The following is a 21,506-nucleotide window of genomic DNA, read 5'->3' as shown; positions in this document are numbered from 1 at the left end:
AACTCCGCGACGGTGACCGCTTTGCGCCGCGTGCCAGAACCGGAATTTCCGCACTGGCGCTGGCTTGTAGGTTAGTGATTGCGCGGTATCCGTCCCGTCGCTCTCTTACGTCAGTTCTTTCAGGATACGTGCCATCTCAGTCGGGTCATATGGCTTTGCTAGCCGGGGAAAGGCGCGGAACGGCTCGGGAATGCTCTCGCTGCCGTAGCCGCTCAGGAAGAGGAACGGGATACCGCGTCGGGTCAATTGCTCGGCAACCGGATAGACCAGCTCACCGTTGAGGTTGATGTCGAGGACGGCGATGTCGAAGGTCTCTTGCATGGCTGCGCGGCAGGCCGTGGCGACATTGCGAAACGGACCCACCGTCGCATGACCGGCCTCGACCAGTTCCTGCTCGAGCCCGAAGGCCAGTATCGCCTCGTCTTCAACGATGAGAATGCGCAGGCTTGATCCCTTCACAGTGCCGTCCCTCCACCCTGCGGTCCTCGCACCCCGCCGGCATCCCGTGGTCCTTCAGCGATCGGAACGGTGAAGGCGCACCGCACCCCCTCGCGACCGTAAGTGACGTCGACTTTGCCGTTGAAGTCCGCGGCCAGCACCCGCTCCAGAAGCAGTCGACCGAAGCCGGTTTTGGTCGGCGGTGCAACTTCCGGTCCATTTCTCTCTGCCCAGGTGATACGCAGCTGCTCGCCCTCGAACTTCCAGTTGACCTCGACGCAACCGTCCTTGACGCTGAAGGCGCCGTACTTTGCCGCGTTGGTGGCCAGTTCGTGGAACGCCATGCCGAGCGCCAGCGCCGGCTTCGGCGGCAGCGAGACCGATGGCCCGTTCAGGCGCACATTCACCCCGTCTTCGTGGCGATAGGGCGCCAGTTCGTCGTCCAGTATCGTCTTGAGTACGACACCGGCCCACTGCGCCTCGGCAAGCCGGCCGTGCGTCTGCGCGAGCGCCCGGATTCTTGCCTCGAAGGACCGGTAGGCGTGTCTCGGGTCGGCGTCCTTGGAGAAGGATTGTCGAGCGATCGACACCACAGTCGCCAAAGCGTTCTTCACACGGTGGCTGAGCTCGGCAATCATGATCTCGCGCTGCGCCTCGGCGGCCTTGCGCTGGGTGATGTCCATGCAGATGCCGGTCAGCTTCTTCAGCGATCCGTCGTGGTCCTCGACGCAGCGACCGAATGTTTCCAGCCAGCGCAGCGACCCGTCGGGTAGGACAGCGCGATAGATCGCGTGGTAGGGCTCACGTTCGTGCGCCGCCACCTCGATCGCTGCCGTAACCGCGGCGATGTCGTCTGGATGAATGTCCCGCTTGAAGTCCTCGAACGTGCCGCCGAACGTGCCGGGCTCGAGCCCGTGGATAGCCTCCAGCGTCGGCGACCAGTTTACCTTGCCGGATGCCACTTCCCATTCCCAGGCTCCCATGCCGCCTGCTTCGAGTGCCATCTGCAGGCGCTGCTCGCTGTCGCGAAGGTTTATCTCGGCCGCGCGCCGCTCGGTGATGTCCACGAACGCGGCCACGGCGCCGCTCGGCCTGCCGTCGTCGTCCCTGAGCGGCGTGGCGTTGCCAATGAGGAAGCGGGACTGGCCGTCTACAAAGTGAATCTCTTCCTCGAAGCCCCTTATCTCCTCGCCGCGCGCCGCTCGCTGAACAGGCAGCTCTTCAGGCGCTAGCACACGCCCGTTGACCCTTACCTCGAAATGATCCGGCCTTTCCTCGCCAGGCGCCGATAGCGAAGTATTCGCCTCCGCCGGCATGCGAAGCAGATCGTAGCAGGCCCTGTTGCCGCCGATCGTGCGGCAGTCCGCATCGCGTGCGATGAAAATCGCGGCCGGCACTGCCTCCATGATCGCCTGCAGTTCCGCCGCCCGTTTGCGCTCCAGCTCCTGATTGGTGCGCAACTCCTGTTCCGCGCGTTGGCGCGCCTCTTCGGCCCGGAAGCGCTGCACGGTAAAGCCGAGTTGCCGCGCGATGGTGATGGCCAACGCGTCTTCCTCCGCGCTGAAGTCGTGCGGCTGATCGTAATATGTCATGAATTTGCCGACGACCCGGCCCTGGCTGAATAGCGGGATGAAGGCCAGCGCGGCGATATGCTCTGCCTCGATCGTCGCGCGCAGCTCCGGTCCGAGGTCGGCTTCGTCGAGGCTGGCGACATAGATTGGCGCCGCATCGCGCGTCTCGGCAGTCCACGGCGAATGGCCGTCGACGGCGCGCCGATAATCGTCCGACAGTCCTCGCCAGGCCACGAAGCGCATCACCTGGTTCTCGTCAAACAGCAGGATCGACGCCCGCCTGCAACCGAGCGCACTGGTGATGGCGTCGATCGCGGCGTCGAATGCATCCGCGAGACTGGTGCCGTGATATAGCCGGTCGGTCATGCGGTAGAGCGCCGCCTGCTCGGTCATCCGTCGCGCCAACGCTTCTTCCGCGCGTTTGCGTTCGGAGACGTCGCGGGCGATCTTCGATGCACCGACGACACGGCCCTGCGCATCCTTTACGGGCGAGACGGTCAGCGAAATGTCGATCTCGGCTCCGTCCTTGCGCTTGCGCACCGTCTCGTAGTGCTCGATCCGTTCGCCCCGCCTGAGACGCTCCAGTATGCGATCTTCCTCACTGACGAGTTCGTCCGGGAAAAGTGTCGTCACCGGCCTGCCCACGACCTCGTCGGCGGTGTAGCCGAACAGCCTCTCCGCGGCGTGGTTCCAACTGGTAATGATCCCGTCGAGATTCTTGCTGACGATCGCGTCCTGCGAGGATTCCACGATCGAGGCCAACCGCGTCACGTTCAGCTCCGCCTCCTGACGATGCCTCAGCTCGTTCTGGACCGTGCGCAGCAGCCTGGCGTTTTCGATCGCCATCGCGGCGTGGGCGGCGATGCCGGCCACGATCTGCTCCGTGTCCTCGCTGAAGGCGCCTGGCTTCTCGTGTCCGAAGAACAGCCCGCCCTGAACCTCGCCACTGGGCGAGATCACCGGCACCGCAAGATAACTGACGACAGGCAGATGTCCTTCCGGCATCCCGTGGTGCGGCGCGTTGTGGCCGTAGCGCGGATCCTTCCTGATGTCATCGGAACGCACGATCCCGGTTCCGCGGAAGGTCGGTTCGAACACGGCGGTGTTTCTGGGCACGCCGAAGCGTTCGAACGCCTCCCGTGGAGCGCCGGACAGCGCGTAGAGCGTGAACTTCTCGCCGCTGGCATCGGTGACGTTGTAGAAGAAGGCGCCGAACTGCGCGCCCGACAGCTTCGTGGCGCTGTCGGTTACGTCCTGGACGACCCGCTCCAGATCGAGATCGCTGGAAACGGTTTGAGCCACGCTGTTCAGCGTCTCGAAGCGGCGCTGGGCGGCCTTCTGCTTCGAGATGTCGAGAATGCTGACAAGCGAGCGCTCGTATTTCTCGCCTTCCCAGGCGATGGTGAGGAGCACGTCCAGACGGTGGCCCCTGAATGTCCGGACCGGCGCCTCGCTCTCGAATGTCCGCCGGCCCTCCCAGATCGCCACAATCTCGTCCAGGAACACCTCTTCCGACTCCGGCAGGAAGATGGCACCCAACTTGCCGAGCATGGCGGACTTGTCGTCCGCTTCGAAGAGATCGACGGTGTACTGGTTCACATCGCGCACATGCACCAGCTGAACCGCTTCAGCGAGTGCCTCGGGATTGGCCTTGAAAAACTCTCGTATGTCGTCGACGCCCTCGGCCCGCAGCTTGTCGAGCCGTTCCACCAGCGCCGAAAAATCCTGGTCCCAGAGTGCCACATGCGCGCCGTCGAAAATCCGGCGATACTTCGCCTCGCTCTCATCGAGACGTATGCGCGCTTTATGCTCTTCGGAGACATCGACCAGCATGTTGATGCCGCCGGTCAGAGCGCCGGACGGGTCGAACAGCGGCGTAGGGTAGGGGCGAAAAGGCACACGCGTCCCGTCGGGCCGCTGCGCCAGCGCCTCGACGCCGCGTACGGGGCGCTCTTCCTTCAGCGCCACCGCCATCGGGCAGGAATCGTGAGGCATTTCCGAGCCGTCCTCGTTATAGAGGCGCCAACTCACGCACCATTTGTCCTTGCCGAGTTCGGGCTCACGCCCGGCAAGCTCTGCTGCGGCGCGGTTGAAATAGGTGATGTGACCGTCCGCATCTGTCGTATAAACTGCTGCGGGGATCGCGTTGAGGATCGCCTGGTGGCGCTGCTCGGCTTCCTTGAGTGATTCTTCCGCGCGCTTGGCTGCGGTGATATCTTGGAAGCAGTTTATGGCGCCCAGCACCTTGCCCGTCGCGCTCTTGAGCGGCTGGATGTTGACCAGCACGGTGATGCGCGAGCCGTCCAGGCGCTCGATGACCACCTCCTTGTCCCTCTGAGGCTTGCCGGAGCGCAACGCCTCCTCCATAGGCGTGCAGGCGTGCGGAAGCACTTTTCCGGTCAGATCGTACAGCCGGAACGATCCACAATAGCGCTCGTCGTTGTCGCCGGCCTTTGGTGTGCGCATCCACAGCTCAGTCGCAAGCCTGTTGAAGCGCTGGATCATGCCGTCAGTGGAGCAGATGTAAAGGCCGACCGGGAGGGCGTCGAGCAACCCTTGATCGAGAACGAGCAAGGTGTCGTAGCCGTCACTCGCGAATGCCGCGGCTATAGTTGCCTCTGCACTCATGGAAGCCCCCAGCTTTGCTCATAACAGCTGGAAATGCGCGTCAGGCGAAAAGGTTCCCTCCAATCTCAGCCCGATGCACATATGCGCCTCATTTTAACCTGATGCTCCACGCCGTCTAGACTGCTCCGACCGCTTGTCGCTGACCTCATGCCGCAATCGGACGGGCCGCTCTTGGTCCGAATTAGAGCCGACTGCACCCCCGATTTTCTGCGCTACTGCGTTTTCGAACCTTTCTGATCGTTCGCACGAAGCCACGCGATTGCGGTGCAGGGTGGCGACGGCCTCAGAGGCCCGGTAACCCGACCAGTTCTCGTCCCTCGTTCGTCTTGATCGAGAAGTCCGTGCCAAGATGCGCATCCGCCGCATCAGTAGCGAGCTATGCGATCGCGCGCGCGCCCCATTCCGCCGGAATATGCGCGGACCGATCGAGCCGACTGACCGGGTTGAGCGCGATCCTCCACAAGGGCATGCTGCAACCCTGCATCGACGGCCGGTCGGTTACAGCCACGACGTTCGACACGGCGGCTTGGCTTGTCTATCCGAGCCGCAGCTATCTTCCGGAGAAAGTGCGGGCGATGATCGACTTCCTGCGAGACTTCCGGAAGTAGAAGACCGAACGTGCATTAAGGATCGTAGACCGACATCTCCTCCCGTGCGCTTGCCGCTATTCGAGCGCACGGTTGCCCAGTTCTACCTTTCCTCGGGGCAAGCCGGGCGGCACCGCTGCTCTGCTTCGATTACCTTGTCAGCTATCGATCCAGCCATTTGTGATTTTTCAAACTCGTGCCCGGCGATAGGAGACCGCTTTTCGCGCCCCTTGTCAGAGCGAGCGCATTGGGCTATGCAAACGTCGTTACATAATAACATTACAAATGCACGGGCGTTCATCGTCTTCACTCAGCACCAGTAGAGGACTCGGAAAATGCAAACGGCGATTGTTAGGTATGTTGGCGCGCTGGCAATAGGATCGATGCTGCTTCTTCCTGCGCAGGCAGTGGCGCATGGAAACAAGAGCGTTGATGAAAATTCGGCGCATGATCATTCGCACGACCAGGATAGGGTACAGGATCATCCTCACGATTCTGACGACGCCATCTACAAGGGCTATTTCGACGAAAGCCAGATCGAGGCGCGCATGCTTTCGGATTGGGAAGGCGACTGGCAATCCGTCTATCTCTATCTGCAGAATGGTACTCTGGATCCGGTCATGGCGCACAAAGCAGAACAGGGCGACAAGAGTGTCGAGGAGTACCGCGCCGAATATGAAACGGGATACACGACGGACGTCGACCGCATCGTCATCAGCGGTAACAGTGTCGCATTTTATAGAGATGGTGACATTGTCGAAGGTCGCTACGCCACCGATGGATACGAGATCCTGACCTACAAGAAGGGCAACCGGGGCGTGCGCTTCATTTTTAGGAAGACTGGGGGCGACGACGAGGCCCCGCAGTTCATTCAGTTCAGCGATCACCGCATCGCGCCTGCGCAGGCCGATCACTACCACCTCTATTGGGGGGATGATCGCGAGGCCTTGCTGGAAGAACTGACCAACTGGCCGACCTATTATCCCTCGTCGCTAGGAGGAAATGAGATCGTCGGCGCGATGATGGCGCATTGATCAGAATCGCTGCGTCGCTGATGGGGTCGCGAAAAGTCTATTGACAGCGCACCTAGCCGAAATAATTTGTCGTCGGAAACGGTGCCCGAGTGGGCTCAAAAGGGAATCCGGTGCCGCAGCGTGTCTTGCGAATTCCGGAACTGCCCCCGCAACTGTAGGCGACCGTTCCGTCCCGTCCGGCGCTGGAGGCCGGAGCCACTGTGCGTACGCGCATGGGAAGGCCGGGGTCGGAACCAGGGTCGCAAGTCAGGAGAACTGCCGTTCCGGAGTCGCGGGCAACGCGGCTTCTCGTCGTCATGAGACCGGGCGGGGCGTCCGGGAAAGGAACGATAATGTCCACCATAACTGGCGGGACGGGCTGCTTTTGCGGCCTGTTTGCAGGTATATTTTTCGCATCCGTCGCCTCCTCCTCCTCCTCCTCGGCGCAAGCAACGGAGTATCCGGTTGAGGTCGAGAATTGCGGGCGCACACTGTCGTTCGCCTTGGCGCCTGACCGGGCGGTCACTGTCGGACAAGGTTCGACCGAGATCCTGCTGTCACTCGGCCTTGGCAACCGGATCGTTGGAACCGCGGTCTGGCTCGCGCCCCTGCCGGAGGAGCTTGCAGGGGAGGGCGGGCCCCTGCCGCGGCTCGCTGACAATTCTCCGAGCTTCGAGGCGGTTCTCAATACGCGGCCCGACCTCGTCACGAACCAGTGGGCCAGCGACATCGGCCCCGATGAAGGCCGTGTCGGCACATTCGCCCAGTTCGGGGACTTCGGCATCCCGGTCTATGTCTCCCCTGCCGAATGCGCCAAAAGCACCTTCAGCGCCGGCAGTGGCGACGGCGCACGGTCCAAGGCCTGGACGTTCGACCTGTTGCACCGGGAGATCGAAGAGATTGCGGCGATCTTCGATGCCCGGCAGGCTGGAAACGTGCTGATCGCGAAGAACCGAGCGCGGATCGAGGAGGCAGCCGAGAACGCCGAGGCGCTTCAGGCCGCTGACGTTTCGGTCCTGTACTGGTTCTCCTCACTCGAGTTAGGCGGTGACGCCTATGTGGCTGGACGCTTCGGCGCGCCGGCGTGGATCTCGGAGGTGGTCGGCGTGCGCAACGTCATAACGTCGAAGGAGGAATGGCCCCTCGTCGGCTGGGAGACGATCGCCGCGCTCGACCCCACCGTCATCGTGCTGGCCGCGATGGAGCGCCGCCGTTATCCGGCCGATGACATTGCCGCCAAGCGCGAATTCCTCCTGAATGATCCGGTCACTAGCCAGATGACAGCGGTGCGCGAAGGGCGCTTGATCGAAATGAAGGCGCAATCCATGAACCCGACGCTGCGGGCGGTCGATGGGGTGGAGATTCTCGCACAAGGCCTGCGCGCGCTTGGTCTGACACAGTGACTGTGCACGTGCAGGCCGAAGTGAGGCCACGTTCCTTCCGCCGGCTGGGCCTACCGGCCTTCGGCCTGATCGCCCTTGCGGCGCTGTTCCTTGCGGCGGCCGGCGCCATCTCAATCGGTGAGGTGGCCATACCTCCGGCAGAGATCCTCAAGGTCCTGGGCAACCGCCTTTTTGGGATGGACCTGGCCGTCGATCCGATCCGCGAGGGCATTGTCTGGCACTACCGTCTCAGTCGCGCGGCAATGGCCGCCTCGGCCGGCGCAGCCCTGGCGATCTGCGGTACCGTTCTGCAAGCGCTGCTGCGCAATCCGTTGGCGGAGCCGTATCTCCTGGGCATCTCGGCCGGGGCGTCGACGGGCGCCGTCCTCGTGATGGTTCTCGGTATCGGCGCCGGAACCGTCACCCTGCCGGGGGGCGCCTTTCTCGGTGCCGGCCTTGCCTTCGCCTTCGTGGCGTTTCTCGCACACGGATCGGGTGGCGGCACGGAGCGCGTCATTCTGGCGGGCATCGCCGGGTCGCAGCTCTTCAATGCCGCGACTTCCTTCATCGTGACGACTTCGGCCAATGCCGAGCAGACAAGGGGTATCATGTTCTGGCTCCTTGGCAGCCTCGGCGGAGCGCGGTGGGCCGACACCGCTCTCGCCCTGCCGGTGCTCGCGGTCGGTCTGGCGGTCTGTCTTTTCCGGGCGCGCGCGCTGGATGCCTTCGCCTTTGGCGAAGACGCTGCCGCCTCCATCGGCATAGACGTCTCGCGCGTCCGCACGGAACTCTTCGCCGTCACAGCGCTGCTTACGGCGGCGATTATCAGCCTCGTAGGCGCAGTCGGGTTCGTCGGTCTCGTCGTGCCGCATGCCACCCGTTTCCTCGTCGGACCGGCCCACGGGCGGCTCCTCCCCGCGTCGGCGCTGGCGGGCGGCGTTTTCATGGTCGCCGCGGACGTTCTGTCGCGCATTGTGGTGCCGGGGCAGGTCCTGCCGATCGGCGTGGTGACCGCCCTTTTCGGCGCGCCTGCCTTCGCCTTCATCCTCTGGCGGTCGAGGCGAGGGGCATGACGCTGCATGCCTGCGACATCGCCTGGGAGGCTGGAGGCCAGCCCATCGTCAGGGGGGTGACCTTGCGTGTTCCGGAAGGGCGGCTCCTGGGCCTTGTCGGACCGAACGGCTCCGGCAAATCCAGCCTTCTGCGCCTGCTCGCCGGGCTCAGGCGCGGCTCCGACGGCGCGGTCCTCCTCGACCACCGGCCAATGTCGGCCGTTCCGCGACGCGAAGTGGCGCGCCGGCTCGCGTTCGTCGAGCAGCAAGTCTCCACGGAAGTCGTCCTGACCGCGCGCGAGGTCGTTGCCCTCGGCCGCACTCCGCACCGTGGTGCATGGGAGGCCTGGAGCGAGGCTGACCATGCTGCGGTCTCGGCCGCCCTGGCGCGGACCGGAATGGCAGACCGGGCGGACCAACTCTGGTCAACCCTTTCGGGCGGCGAAAGGCAGCGCATCCAGATTGCCCGCGCCCTGGCGCAGGAACCCCGTGAACTCCTCCTTGACGAGCCCACGAACCACCTCGACATTCGCCATCAGCTTGACCTCCTGAAGCTGCTTCAGAGTCTTGACACAAGTTGCATCGCCGCCCTCCACGACCTCAATCATGCGGTCGCGTTCTGCGATGAGATCGCCGTTGTCAAGGATGGTACGCTGGTGATCCAGGGGAGGCCGGCCGACGTGATGACCGTCGATCTCATCCGATCCGTCTTCGAGGTCGCAGCCACCGTCCGCGAGGATCCGGAGAACGGCCGCGTCCGCCTTGATTTCTTGCCGGACTAGTGCATCCGCCAGGTGCATCGGTCGCTGCTGGTGTCGCAGCCATCTCCACGTCGCGAGCGACCTCGAGCCTCTCGGCTATCCAGCCTGTTTCGCGCCGATGCCTGGCGTTTCCAGGCTGGTTCGGCCTTCTCGAAATTTTCACCGCAGGAGCTTGAAAACGGCCGCGCGGTTCCCCAGATTTTGCGCGGTCCGGGCCCCTCTGGCAATGCGGCAGCATTGCGATGTCGGACTTCGAGTTAGTTGCGGCATGCGCATCTTGCTTGTTGGCCGACCCTTTTCGAACTTCCGTCGTCCTCCAGGTAAGATCTCAAGCCGCAGCCCGATTGGCCGCGGCATGGCCAGAGCGTGGAGAAGAAAATGAAGTGCCCGATCGACGAGACGGAACTGGTAATGACAGAGCGGCAGGGGATCGAGATCGACTACTGCCCGAAATGCCGCGGCGTGTGGCTCGACCGCGGGGAGCTCGACAAGCTGATCGAGCGGTCCGCCCCTGCCGAGGCGCCGCGCGCGGAGAGGCCCTACCGGCAGGAGGAGGCCCGGCCGCAATACCGCGAGTCCGGATACGACCAGCCGCGCCACAAGAAGCGCAAGTCGTTGCTCGGCGAGCTGTTCGACTTTTGATGTGATTATCCGATGAAGGCCGGCCCCATGGGTCGGCCTTTCTTCGTCCATTTTCATTTTCTCCCTCCCGGCACGGGAGGATCAGCGGAAGAAAACTTATGGAATCGAGCATCTGGCTCTGGGTTGGGTTCAACCTGTTCGTCTTGGCGCTGCTGGCCTTCGACCTCGGCGTCCTCCACCGCAAGGAACGCGAAATCAAGGTCGGCGAAGCCCTGTGGCTGAGCCTTTTCTACATCGTTCTCGCCCTCCTGTTCGGCGCCGGCCTCTTCTGGCTGCGGGGCACGCAGGACGGCGTCGACTTCCTGACCGGCTATTTCATCGAGAAGTCGCTCAGCGTCGACAACATCTTCGTCATCGTCCTGATCTTCACCTATTTCTCCGTGCCGGCGCAGTACCAGCACCGGGTGCTCTTCTGGGGCATCCTGGGCGCGCTTTTCATGCGCGGCGTCCTCATCTTCGCCGGCGTGCAGCTCATCCACCAGTTCGCCTGGATGGCGCTCCTGTTCGGCGGGTTTCTCATCGTAACCGGCGTCAAGATGCTGATCGTGGCGGACCAGAAGCCCGACATGGAAAACAATATCGTGCTGAAGGCCGTGCGACGGCGGTTCAGGCTCACCGATACCTATCGCGGCAAGCACTTCTTCGTCCGCGAGAACGGCCTTGTCTATGCCACGCCGCTGTTTCTCGTGCTCGTGATGATCGAGTTCACGGATCTCGTCTTCGCCGTCGATTCCATCCCCGCGATCATCGCCATCACCACCGATCCGTTCATCGTCTACACCTCCAACGTCTTTGCCATCCTCGGCCTGCGCGCGCTCTACTTCGCGCTGGCCGGCATCGTGCCGCGCTTCATCTACCTGAAATACGGGCTGTCGCTGGTGCTGGTGGTGATCGGCTCCAAGATGATCGCCAACTACTTCTACGGCGGCAAGTTTGTTCCGACGGAGCTTGCGCTGCTGATCACGGTGGTACTGATCGGGGGATCGATCGTCCTCTCGCTCATCCGCACGCGTGGCGCGCCGCCTGCCGAGCCGCATGTGCTGCCCACGGGCTGGGTGCCGGGCAGCCCGGCCGTGCCGGCCGAGAAGCCGGCCGACGCGGAGTAGCCTATGCGCGCATTGTGGGCTGGCCAGCTTCCGTTGCGGCGCGCGTTCTGGGAATACGCGCTCATCTATGGCACGCTGGCCAGCCTGCTGGCCACAGGGTCGGCTCTCGCGCTCTTTGCCGCCGGGGCGCCGGCGGCAGCCGCGCTGGCGGTCCATTTTCTTCCGCTGCCCTATCTGCTGGTCGCGGTCGTCGGCGTCCATCGCAGCGCGGCCCGTTACACCGGCCCGCCGATATGGGCGCGGCTGGCGGAGGTGGCCGTCGTGCTGTGGGCGGGCATCATGGTCCTGGTCTGACTGTCCCGACAGCAAGCCGGATGGCGTTCTGTCAGAAGTGCTCCTGCAGAGTTTCCGGAAGGATTGTCGGCCGGCACGACAACTCGCCGTCATGGCGCAAAAATGATATGGAGGCGGGTGACCTGAGTGCCAGACGCGGAGGTGGCCGTGGCGGAGAAGCGAAGGGGAAAAGGCGCGGGGCGAGGGGACAAGGCCTTGGAGGATGCGCTGCGCCGGCATGTGCGGGCCAAGGGCGCCGACTATCTGAAGGATCCGAACATCACCTCTGTGGGCATCGGCTTGAAGAATGGCACCGGCCCCGTTTGCCTGCAGTTCACTGTGGCTGAGAAGAGCGAGTTCGCTATCGAGAGCTTGGGGAGCTGGCGCATTCCGCAGACGATCGAAGTCGAGGGGCGGCAGGTGCCGACCGACGTGATCGAGCGCGACTACCGGCCTTCCTTCGAGGTGGTCGAGCCCGAGACGCTGGGCGAGCGGCGCATGCGTGCCGATCCCATGCGTCCCGGCATCAGTGTCGCCCATGTGGAGGAGACGGCTGGCACGATCGGCCTCATCGTCTTCGACCGCGCTACGGGCGCGCCCTCCATCCTCTCCAACTGGCATGTGCTGCACGGAAATCGCGGCGCGATCGGTGCCCCGATCGTCCAGCCCGGTCCGTTCGACGACAACAATCTCGCAGGCAATTTCTGTGGCGAGCTTCTGCGCAGCCATCTGGGTGCAGCCGGTGATTGCGCGCTGGCCCGCATTCGCACACGCGGCCACGACCGCAGCGTCCTCGAACTCGACGTGGTGCCGAAGAGGCTTGCGCGGGTGGCACTCGGTGATCGGGTGGTGAAATCCGGCAGGACGACCGGCATTACATACGGCATCGTTCGCCGCGTCGACGTGATGGCCAGGCTCAATTACGGCCCACCCGCGGGCGTGCGGGTGATCGGCTGCTTCGAGATCGGCGTGGACCCCGAGCGCACCCGGGAAGATGGCGAAATCAGCATGGGCGGGGACTCGGGTGCTGCCTGGCTCATTTCTCAGGATGGCGCGGCGACCGATCTTTTCGCCGGGTTGCATTTCGCCGGCGAAGTGGAATCGAGCGCGGACGAGCACGCGCTCGCCTGCTACGCCCTGTCGGTGCAGAAGAAGCTCGATTTCATTTTGGAGCCGCGGCCCGACCAGATTCTGCCGGACGACCGGCTCGAGACGGCGGTGCCGCGCACCGGCTACGATCCCGATTTCCTGGGACTCCATGTTCCCATGCCCGGCCTGTCGTTGTCGCTCAAGCGGGACGCGGTGAATTTCGGCCGCTCACAGACCATCCCCTACACGCATTTCTCAGTCTGTCTGAGCGCGCGCCGGCGGATGGCGCGCTTCGTGGCATGGAATGTGGACGGGACGCGCCGGGTGATCCTGCCCCGCCGCGCCTTCAAGCTCGATCCGCGCATCGAGCCGAAGCACCAACTCGGCGAGAAGCTTTATGCCGGAAACAAGCTCGACCGGGGCCACATCGCCCGGCGGGCCGATCTGTGCTGGGGGCCGGTGGCCGAGGCCGATCAGGCCAACCGCGACTCGTCGTTTTTCACCAACATCGCGCCCCAGCACGAGCGTTTCAACCAGTCGAGCAGAAGGGGTCTTTGGGGCGAGCTGGAAAACCTGGCGCTCGAGCAGGCGGATGCGCAGGACATCCGGATCTCTGTCTTCGGCGGACCGATCTTCGCCGACGACGACACCAGATATCGCGACGCGCTCCTTCCGCGCAGCTTCTGGAAACTTATCGCCTACAGGGGTAGCGACGGCGCCTTGCGCATTTCCGCCTTCGTGCTCTCCCAGGCCGACCTTCTGCACGATCTCGAAACGCTCGAACTCGACCCGTTCCGCATCTTCCAGGTCACGCTGTCGGATCTTTCCATGCGCACGATGCTGGATTTCTCCGCGCTGGGACCCGCGGATGTCATGGCGCATCCGGAAATGGCGACGAGTCCGGCGGAGACCGAAGCCCTGCGTGATCCGCGCTTGCGGATTGTCGAGATCCTTTCGCCGGCGGATCTGCGGTTTTGAGCCTCACGCCCGATGCTGTTGGCCGTCAAGCTGACCGCGCGATGGCGCATCGAAGAAGTGTCCCGGCGACGAGGCGCATTCCTGCAGCATCACTTCTGCCAGCACCTCGGTGGTTGCCGCATGCCCATCAGAGTGAAGGCGAGATTCCGTCAAGATCAGAAGTAACGAACCAGCATAGCGACGGCGGTGTAGCGCCACGCAAACAGCAGCCTCGGCACCAGGGGAACCGGCCCGGTGGGCGCCGGTCACTTCGTGAAGGGGTCCATAGCGGAATCGAATACGGCCTGATGCAGGCCTATGTCGAGGGCTTCGACATCTTGAAGGGTCGGGCCTCGATCTTGAAGGGCCGGGCCTCGGAGATGCTGCCCGCTGACGAGCGCTACGATCTCGATCTCGCCGACATTGCCGAGGTCTGGAGGCGCGGCAGCATCGTCTCCCCTGGCTTCTCGATCTCGGTGCCATGGCGTTTGCCGAGGACGAAGCGCTGTCGGCCTTCTCCGGCGCGGTCGCCGATTCCGGCGAGGGGCGCTGGACAGTCATGGCGGCAATGGAGGAAGCTGTTCCGGCGGAGGTTCTGTCGGCCGCCCTCTATGCCCGGTTCCGCTCCCGCAAGGAGTCCACCTTCACCGAGCGGCTGCTCTCCGCGATGCGCTTCAAGTTCGGCGGCCATGTCGAGCGTCCATCAGGAGGTTGATCATGAAGTCCCCTGTCGCAGCCTGCCATCTCCCCGACGACACCGAACCGGCGCCGCCGAGTACGCTCGTCATCTTCGGCGCTTCCGGCGACCTGACAAAGCGACTTTTGATGCCTGCGCTCTACAACCTCTCCAGGGAAAAGGCGCTCGACACGGCCTTCGAGGTGATCGGCGTCGACCATGTCGAGCGCAGCGAGGACGATTTCCGCGCCTATCTCACCAACTCAATGCAGGCCCTTGTGACGGGAGGAGGCGGGGAATTCGAGGCAACGGCGCTTGATATGGAGGCCTGGGGCTGGATTGCCGGACGCCTCGGCTATCTCACAGGTGATTTCGATAACCCGGAAACCTATCACCGCCTTGCCGGGCGCCTGGAAAAGCGCGCCAAGGAAAGCGGTCATGCCAACGCCGTCTTCTACCTCGCCACCGCACCGCGCTTCTTCGGCACGGTCATCGAACAGCTGGGCGCTGTCGGCCTTTCGCGGGAGACGGAGCACGGCTTCCGGCGCATCGTCATCGAAAAGCCTTTCGGCACCGACCTTGCCTCCGCCGAGGCGCTCAACCGCCGCATCCTCAATGTTGCCGGGGAAAGCCAACTCTATCGGATCGACCATTTCCTGGGCAAGGAGACGGTCCAGAACATCATGGTGCTGCGCTTCGCCAACGGCTTCTTCGAGCCACTGTGGAACCGCGACCACATAGACCACGTGCAGATCACCGCCGCCGAGACCGTCGGTGTCGAGCAACGCGGCCGCTTTTACGATACCACCGGTGCGCTCAGGGACATGGTGCCGAACCACATGTTCCAGTTGCTGGCCATGACCGCCATGGAGGCGCCGAATTCCTTCGACGCGGATGCGGTGCGCTCGGAGAAGGCCAAGGTGATCGAGGCGGTGCGCCGCTGGTCTCCCGAGGAGGCCATGGAAAACTTGGTACGCGGCCAGTATGATGCAGGCTCGGTGCGCGGCCGCCCGATGCGCCCCTACGCACAGGAGCCGGACGTCTCGCCCGACAGCAACACCGAGACCTATGTCGCCCTCAAGCTGATGATCGACAATTGGCGCTGGGCGGGCGTGCCCTTCTACATCAGGACCGGCAAATCGATGGCCGTTCGGCGCACCGAGATCGCCATCCAGTTCAAGCAAGCGCCAAGCATCCTTTTTCGGGACACGCCGGCTGGTCTGCCAGATCCGAACCTTATGGTCTTCCGCATCCAGCCGAGCGAAGGCGTCTCGCTGCGCTTCGCCGCCAAGGTGCCCGGTCGCACAGTGCGGCTCGGCGAGGTGGACATGGATTTCCGCTATTCCGATTACTTTGCGGCGGAGCCCTCCACCGGCTATGAGACGTTGATCTACGACTGCCTGATCGGCGATCCCACGCTCTTCCAGCGCGCCGACAACATCCAGGCGGGATGGAGCGCGGTGCAGCCATTCCTGGACTGTTGGGCTCAGGCCAGCGACGGCGTGCAGCTTTATGAGTCCGGCGGCAGCGGCCCCTTGGCAGCCGATACGCTCATGACGCGTGACGGCCGCGCCTGGCTGCCTCTTCGCCCTGGTACATGAAGTGGGGGAGACAATGACCAACCCAAGCGAGACCGCCATTGAAAAGGCCGCAGCATTCGTGGCTTCCTCTGATCGACCACATCCGATCCTGGTCGTAATGGGCGTCTCCGGCTCCGGCAAGACGACGATCGGAAAGGCGCTCGCCCAACGGCTAGGCTGGCCCTTCGAAGAGGGCGACGACCTGCATCCCGCCGCCGATATCGAAAAGATGTACGCCGACACCCCGCTCACCGATGCCGACCGCAAGCCATGGCTTGAGAAAGTCCGGGTGTGGATCGACGAGTGGCGGCGGGCCGGCAGTGCAGGCGTCATCACATGCTCTGCGCTGAAGCGCAGCTATCGCGACTTCCTCGCCGCAGGCCGGCCGGAGGTTCGGTTCGTGTATCTGTGCGGCGAACAGACACTGATCGCAGCACGGCTTGCAGTCCGCAAAGGCCACTTCATGCCGCCCGACTTGCTCGCCAGCCAGATGGCGGTGCTCGAAGCGCCTTCGCCGGAGGAGCCCGCGATCACGGTCGATATCGCTTCTCCCACCGACGGTATCGTCCGCCTTATTGTCAAAGATTTAGGGCTGGGACAAGGGCAAGGATCGGGCCCCGGCGGAACCCGCGAGCGCGGCCAACGCCCCACCGCCCCCGCCGACGACCGGAAACTCGGGCATCGCAACCCCTCGGCGAAGCCTTCACCTCATGCCGAGCCGGATCTGCCGCTCCCCATCGAAGAGTATGCGCTGATCGGCGATTGCACCACGGCCGCGCTCGTCGGCCGCAATGGGTCCATCGACTGGCTGTGCTGGCCACGCTTCGACAGCGGCGCCTGCTTCGCCGCCCTGCTCGGCACGGCACAGCACGGTCGCTGGCGCCTTTCCCCCGCCGATCCGGCGGCTCGTGCGCGGCGTGCCTATCGTGACGGCACGATGGTCCTGGAGACCGTCTTCGAAACGCCCGAGGGCGAGGTCGCCCTCATAGATTTCATGCCGCTGGGGCAGCCCAACTCCTCCATCGTCAGGCTGGTGGAAGGGCGGTCCGGCAAGGTGACAATGCGCTTCGACCTCAGGCTACGGTTCGACTACGGTGCCTCCGTCCCGTGGGTCACGCGGCTCGAGGACGGTTCGGGCCTCTGCGCGGTTGCAGGGCCGAACGCCGTCGCCCTGCGCACGCCGATCAGGCTGTGCGGCGAGAACCACGCCACCGTCGCGGAATTCACCGTCGCTAAGGGCGAATCCGTTCCCTTCGTGCTGACCTACGGGCCGTCCCACCTGCCCCCGCCGGGGGCCCTCGACTGGCGTGCCGCCTTACAGGCAACAGAGACCTTCTGGCGCGACTGGTGCAAACAGTGCACCTATGAAGGAGCCTGGAAGGAACCGGTCCAGCGCTCTCTGCTGACGCTGAAGGCGCTGACCTACGCTCCCACCGGCGGGATCGTTGCCGCCCCCACCACCTCGCTGCCCGAACAGATCGGCGGCCCGCGCAACTGGGACTACCGCTATTGCTGGCTGCGCGATGCCACGATGACGCTGATCGCGCTCATGTCGGCCGGCTATGTGGAGGAAGCGCGGGCTTGGCGGGAATGGCTTCTGCGCAGTGCCGCCGGCAGTCCCGAGCAGATACAGATCATGTATGGTGTGGCCGGCGAGCGACAGCTGAACGAATGGCAGGTACCGTGGCTGCCCGGCTATCAGGGCTCCAGCCCTGTGCGCATCGGCAACGCGGCTTGCAATCAACTGCAGCTCGACGTCTACGGCGAACTCCTCGACGCCCTCCACCAGGCGCGCAATCACGGTCTCGCGCCGGTGCCATCCGGCTGGGACCTGCTTGAGAAGCTGATCCACCACCTGGAGGCGGTCTGGGAACAGCCGGATGAGGGTATCTGGGAAGTTCGCGGTGGGCCGCGGCATTTCACTTATTCCAAGGTGATGGCATGGGTGGCGCTCAATTGCGCCTTGCACGATGCCGAGCACTTTGGGTTCGAGGCTCCGCTCGAGCGCTGGCGCGCGCTTCGCGACCGCATGCACGCAACGATTTGCGAGCAAGGTTTTGACCGTCGGCGCAACACCTTCACGCAGAGCTTCGGCAGCAAAGAGCTCGACGCCAGCCTCCTTCTGATCCCGATCGTCGGCTTTCTGCCGCCAGACGACCCGCGCGTCCTCGGCACGGTCGCCGCGATCGAGCGCGAACTGGTGGTGGACGGCTTGGTTATGCGCTATCGCACGCAGCAGGACGTCGACGGCTTGCCGCCCGGGGAGGGCGCCTTCCTGCCCTGCAGCTTCTGGCTGGCCGACAATTACGCCCTGCAGAACCGCAATGCGGAGGCGTGCGCCCTGTTCGAGCGCCTCCTGGCGCTGCGTAACGATGTCGGACTGCTCGCCGAGGAATACGACCCTCGCTTGCGCCGACAGGTCGGCAACTTTCCGCAGGCCTTCTCCCACCTCGCCCTGGTCGGAACGGCATTGAACCTGCATGACATCGGCCCTGCACAAAAGCGCCGGTAGGGTTGGGGCGGAATCGGAACCCAGAGCGCATTCAGCGGTGTTGTCGGACGTAGCCGAAGCGTCGATTTCGTCCTTACCTTCAAAGGCGTGCTGCCCGTGACGGACTTGCCGTCGAGATAAAGCTGGCCTCCAGTCGGCCGGGATTACCGGTAAAGGTCTTCATCAGCGTCGACTTGCCGGCGCCGTTGTCGCCGATGGGACCAAGTATCTTGCTGCGGCCAAGCCGCAAGTTGATGTCGGCGAGGACCCGCACCCGGCCGAAGGACATCGAGATGTGCTCGGCACGCAGAGCCTCGGAACCGTTTCCATCCACCATCACAGGCCTTGTGTAGGCGCTGACGCCGAGCAAGGTGAAGCCGTCCTTGAGGATGCCGAGCACCAGAGCGCCCAGAAGCGCGCCAACGATCGTGCCCACCCCGCCGGTCAGAAGCGTGCCGCCGATGACAGCCGAGGTGATCGCCGCGAACATGATTTCGGTTCCGCCGGCGAGCGGATCGATCGAGCCGATGCGGAAAGCGCCCGGGATGGCGAGACCGCCGAGCACGCTGCACAACACGAAATTGCCGATCTTGACGGGTCTCACCTTGGTGCCGACCTCGGCCGCACCGGCCAGGTTGCCGCCGATGGCGATGATGTGCAGACCCCAACGCGTTCGCTTCAGCACGGGATGGCGATGGCCACGGCCCAGCGTGCCTCGGCCCACGGACGGGCGCCGAATATGGCCGCGGTACCCGCTTGATATGGACATGAAGGCGGTACCCGCTTGCGGCTGCACCGGAAAAGATCGGTCGACGACTTCGCCGGCATGACCGCCGTGCGGATTGGCTTGACGAGACACCGCTCCGCTCACAGAAACCGGTGACTTGGTCCAGAGTAGTCCAGAGTTTGTTCTATCTAAATTCTCGACTGGCGGCCGCCGCTTTGCGGTGTGCGGGCGGCCAGGTGAGTGGGCCAGGGTCCCTTAATACCAGCCTGCACCTCACGGGCTTTGGCACGACAAACACGGCGCTCGTCATCGTCGGCCGTCGACCAATCCCTGCCGGTCACCACCTCATAGATCAGTTGTGCCGATGCGTCGATTTCTTGGGCCATGTGCCTCCCCCCCCAATGTTGGTGAAGAACCATCAGGGTGCATTTTCCATCTCTCAGCAAGATCATCTTTCGATGCCAGTGCTGCACAAATGGATAGGATAGCGCGCCGTGCGCTCGGTCTCGTGCCACCTTGCCGTGGGGCTCTGCTATTTACCGGGCCTCATCGATAGGGTGAGTTACAATACCGCCGCGGTCCGCTATACGGTTGGAAGGTGTCCGTGCGCACGTCATAGGAACGGTACCGCTGCAAACACCACTGCACATGCGGATCACCCCGGTAGACGGGTGCGGCGCGCGACGACTGGCTGAGCAGCCCGCCAAGGATTGCGCCCGCCGCTAGCCCGCCTAAGAATGCACCCGCATTGCCGCGACGGTGACGATGTTTCTTGTAGCGATGATAGTCGCGGTCATGGCGCCAGCTCTCGTGGGTTACCTCTTGAAGCATCTTGCCGTTGGAGGGTGTCGCCGAGGGCGCCGGATACAATGGCGCGGAGATAGACGGCGCGGTTTGCATAGCCGCGAGCGAAAACGCCATGGCCGCCGCGCACAGCGTTGCAACATGCTTTTTCATCAGGGCCTCCCTGGTCATTTTGATCGGCGTTGTTGTACGTCAGCTTTGTATAAAGTGCGATATAGGACGTTATCTTTATCCGCCCACCAGCGTAAAACAGGCGCTTCTCGGGGCGCCACGTCAGCACCATCCATGATGCTGCACTGCGGCCGGCCGCACTTCCGAGGCGGCTGCAGTCCGTTTGATCCCCGTATACACTGCTCTGGCGAGCACCGCTATAATGGCACCGGCACCCAAGAGAGCCATCTGGGAGGAGTCAGCCCAACCGATCTCATGTTCGGCACTACATTGTTCACAGTTGACACGGTGGACACAGTCATCTGGCCACACATATCGGCCAAATTGACGATATCAGCTGGTCACCGTTCCCGCCTATGATGCTGGAAATCGAGAACTGACGTTTGAGGTCACGCATGGCACATGAGAAAAGACTGACGCTCGACGAAATCCTGTCAGAACCAATCGTCCGCAAGCTGATGGCCGCCGACGGTGTGACGGCGACCGACATTCGCAAGCTGTATCGATCTCTGGAGAGCGACCGCGGAAATCCTCCTGCCTTCATGTGTGCACGGCTGGTCGAGGAAAGCCGTCCACAGGCATAGCCGGAGACACCGCCGTTTGGACATACTGGCGCTTCTGCTGAAATGCGCGGGCATTCCTTGCGAGAGATTGACGGGATGGTTGATCACCTCGCCAGGGAATGGGCGATCCCCACGTAATTGGTCCGCGCTCGACTGAACTTTACCATGAGCGTGAGGCGGTTCTTGCAGAACTGGAGAAAGCTCCATCCGCCTTCGAGGTCGTATCGCTGCATCCGGCCGTCCTGGAGCGCTACGAAGAGCAACTCGAAGATCTGCAACACGCACTGGCGGACGGCATTCATTCGGGTGACCCGGAATGCGCGAAGGCAATACAGGAACTTGTCGAAACGGTCGCGGTGGCGCGCGCATCCTGAAGCCGTCCAGCAATACGCCGATGACCGCTGAAAAGCTGGTCCGCGCGCTTGTCGACGCAGGAGGTTACCGACGTGAGCGTCTTTGTGGAGGGGAATCCAGTTGCTGGCGATTTCCTCGACAGTGACGAAGGCGGCGACATTAACTTCAGTCAGGGCGCCGGCCCTGTTCCGTGATCCCGCTTGTAGGCCAAACTGCCTCTCCGCGTTCATCGCCGGCCAATGCAGGCACTATTTCGAGGCAGCCGGCTATGACCCAGAACAAGTCGAATCTGCTCTAGCCTGACAGCCTCGCGTTTCGGCAAGTTCGCGTGTCGACTGCAAGGTCCATTTGACGCTGGAGAGTCTGTCGACCGCAGCCGTAAAAACAGATAAGGAAACTGGTCGGGTGAGCGGAGCGAGCATGGCGGATACCAAACCCATACTCCGGATGCTTCCGTTCTTTCAGCGCGGAAGCATAGAGATGAGTGCGAAACACGGTTACTGCAGCACAGGTCGTCTCATCTCAGTATTTTCGCAGTGCGTAAATCGCGTTCTCTTTGGCTTGGGGCCGCTTTTCCGCACCTCAGAAGAAGTTGTTCTGTCCGTCAGCCTCAGTATAAGCGATAGATATATTCCACATTT

Annotated in this window: 19 protein-coding genes, 1 pseudogene and 1 riboswitch; of the genes and pseudogenes, 15 read left to right on the top strand and 5 right to left on the bottom strand. The window is 63.3% G+C overall.

Annotated features, from left to right (window positions below; all coding sequences use genetic code 11):
- Positions 1-105: 105 nt before the first annotated feature.
- Complete coding sequence (locus N1058_RS22460; protein WP_265519818.1) at positions 106-459, bottom strand: response regulator; 354 nt, start codon at positions 457-459, stop codon at positions 106-108.
- Entirely contained in the window at positions 456-4,637 is a 4,182-nt protein-coding gene (locus tag N1058_RS22455) for a PAS domain S-box protein (RefSeq protein ID WP_265519817.1), read from the bottom strand. The genes N1058_RS22460 and N1058_RS22455 overlap by 4 nt, the downstream gene beginning before the upstream one ends.
- Before the next feature lie 443 nt (positions 4,638-5,080).
- Between N1058_RS22455 and N1058_RS22450 the strand changes: the two genes are divergently transcribed.
- From N1058_RS22450 to N1058_RS22390, 12 genes and pseudogenes are all read left to right on the top strand, one after another.
- Positions 5,081-5,245, top strand: a complete 165-nt coding sequence (locus N1058_RS22450; protein WP_265519816.1) for a hypothetical protein — start codon at positions 5,081-5,083, stop codon at positions 5,243-5,245.
- A gap of 314 nt (positions 5,246-5,559) precedes the next feature.
- Positions 5,560-6,258 carry a ZinT family metal-binding protein gene (locus N1058_RS22445; RefSeq protein ID WP_265519815.1) on the top strand — a complete coding sequence of 233 codons (699 nt, stop codon included), beginning with the start codon at positions 5,560-5,562 and terminating at the stop codon, positions 6,256-6,258.
- Positions 6,259-6,320: 62 nt separating this feature from the next.
- Positions 6,321-6,535: riboswitch (cobalamin riboswitch) on the top strand.
- Between the two features lie 55 nt (positions 6,536-6,590).
- Positions 6,591-7,640 carry an ABC transporter substrate-binding protein gene (locus N1058_RS22440; protein ID WP_265519814.1) on the top strand — a complete coding sequence of 350 codons (1,050 nt, stop codon included), beginning with the start codon at positions 6,591-6,593 and terminating at the stop codon, positions 7,638-7,640.
- A 20-nt stretch (positions 7,641-7,660) separates the two neighbouring features.
- Positions 7,661-8,692, top strand: coding sequence for a FecCD family ABC transporter permease (locus N1058_RS22435; RefSeq protein ID WP_420848031.1), 1,032 nt, complete (start codon positions 7,661-7,663; stop codon positions 8,690-8,692).
- Complete coding sequence (locus N1058_RS22430) at positions 8,689-9,453, top strand: ABC transporter ATP-binding protein (protein ID WP_265519813.1); 765 nt, start codon at positions 8,689-8,691, stop codon at positions 9,451-9,453. The genes N1058_RS22435 and N1058_RS22430 overlap by 4 nt, the downstream gene beginning before the upstream one ends.
- A gap of 357 nt (positions 9,454-9,810) precedes the next feature.
- On the top strand, positions 9,811-10,074 hold the full coding sequence (locus tag N1058_RS22425; protein ID WP_265519812.1) for a TFIIB-type zinc ribbon-containing protein: 264 nt from the start codon (positions 9,811-9,813) through the stop codon (positions 10,072-10,074).
- A 98-nt stretch (positions 10,075-10,172) separates the two neighbouring features.
- The gene (locus N1058_RS22420; protein ID WP_265519811.1) at positions 10,173-11,180 is read left to right on the top strand and encodes a TerC family protein; all 1,008 of its coding nucleotides are present in this window, start codon (positions 10,173-10,175) and stop codon (positions 11,178-11,180) included.
- 3 nt (positions 11,181-11,183) lie between these two features.
- Positions 11,184-11,474 carry a hypothetical protein gene (locus N1058_RS22415; RefSeq protein ID WP_265519810.1) on the top strand — a complete coding sequence of 97 codons (291 nt, stop codon included), beginning with the start codon at positions 11,184-11,186 and terminating at the stop codon, positions 11,472-11,474.
- A gap of 147 nt (positions 11,475-11,621) precedes the next feature.
- Positions 11,622-13,520, top strand: coding sequence for a DNA/RNA non-specific endonuclease (locus tag N1058_RS24190; protein WP_265519809.1), 1,899 nt, complete (start codon positions 11,622-11,624; stop codon positions 13,518-13,520).
- Positions 13,521-13,748: 228 nt separating this feature from the next.
- A pseudogene (locus tag N1058_RS22405) lies at positions 13,749-14,214 on the top strand (phosphogluconate dehydrogenase (NAD(+)-dependent, decarboxylating)); the annotation flags it as partial.
- Between the two features lie 2 nt (positions 14,215-14,216).
- On the top strand, positions 14,217-15,776 hold the full coding sequence (zwf, locus tag N1058_RS22400; RefSeq protein ID WP_265519808.1) for a glucose-6-phosphate dehydrogenase: 1,560 nt from the start codon (positions 14,217-14,219) through the stop codon (positions 15,774-15,776).
- A gap of 13 nt (positions 15,777-15,789) precedes the next feature.
- Entirely contained in the window at positions 15,790-18,267 is a 2,478-nt protein-coding gene (locus N1058_RS22390) for a gluconokinase, GntK/IdnK-type (protein WP_338040725.1), read from the top strand.
- Positions 18,268-18,346: 79 nt separating this feature from the next.
- Here the strand turns inward: N1058_RS22390 and N1058_RS22385 are convergent, their stop codons facing one another.
- From N1058_RS22385 to N1058_RS22375, 3 genes are all read right to left on the bottom strand, one after another.
- A complete protein-coding gene (locus tag N1058_RS22385; protein WP_265519807.1) occupies positions 18,347-19,015 on the bottom strand; it encodes an ABC transporter permease subunit in 669 nt (222 codons plus the stop codon).
- Between the two features lie 146 nt (positions 19,016-19,161).
- Entirely contained in the window at positions 19,162-19,359 is a 198-nt protein-coding gene (locus tag N1058_RS22380; RefSeq protein ID WP_265519806.1) for a hypothetical protein, read from the bottom strand.
- A gap of 160 nt (positions 19,360-19,519) precedes the next feature.
- Complete coding sequence (locus N1058_RS22375; protein WP_265519805.1) at positions 19,520-19,930, bottom strand: BA14K family protein; 411 nt, start codon at positions 19,928-19,930, stop codon at positions 19,520-19,522.
- A gap of 413 nt (positions 19,931-20,343) precedes the next feature.
- Here N1058_RS22375 and N1058_RS22370 point away from each other — a divergent pair, with 413 nt between their 5' ends.
- From N1058_RS22370 to N1058_RS22360, 3 genes are all read left to right on the top strand, one after another.
- Complete coding sequence (locus N1058_RS22370; protein ID WP_265519804.1) at positions 20,344-20,532, top strand: hypothetical protein; 189 nt, start codon at positions 20,344-20,346, stop codon at positions 20,530-20,532.
- A gap of 98 nt (positions 20,533-20,630) precedes the next feature.
- The gene (locus N1058_RS22365) at positions 20,631-20,885 is read left to right on the top strand and encodes a hypothetical protein (protein WP_265519803.1); all 255 of its coding nucleotides are present in this window, start codon (positions 20,631-20,633) and stop codon (positions 20,883-20,885) included.
- Positions 20,886-21,285: 400 nt separating this feature from the next.
- Positions 21,286-21,506: hypothetical protein (locus tag N1058_RS22360; protein ID WP_265519802.1), on the top strand; the 221-nt coding region annotated here is incomplete at its 3' end.

This window comes from Nitratireductor luteus (genome assembly GCF_026162365.1).
Taxonomy (GTDB): Bacteria; Pseudomonadota; Alphaproteobacteria; order Rhizobiales; family Rhizobiaceae; genus Chelativorans; species Chelativorans luteus.
This window is presented reverse-complemented; position numbering and strand designations above follow the sequence as displayed.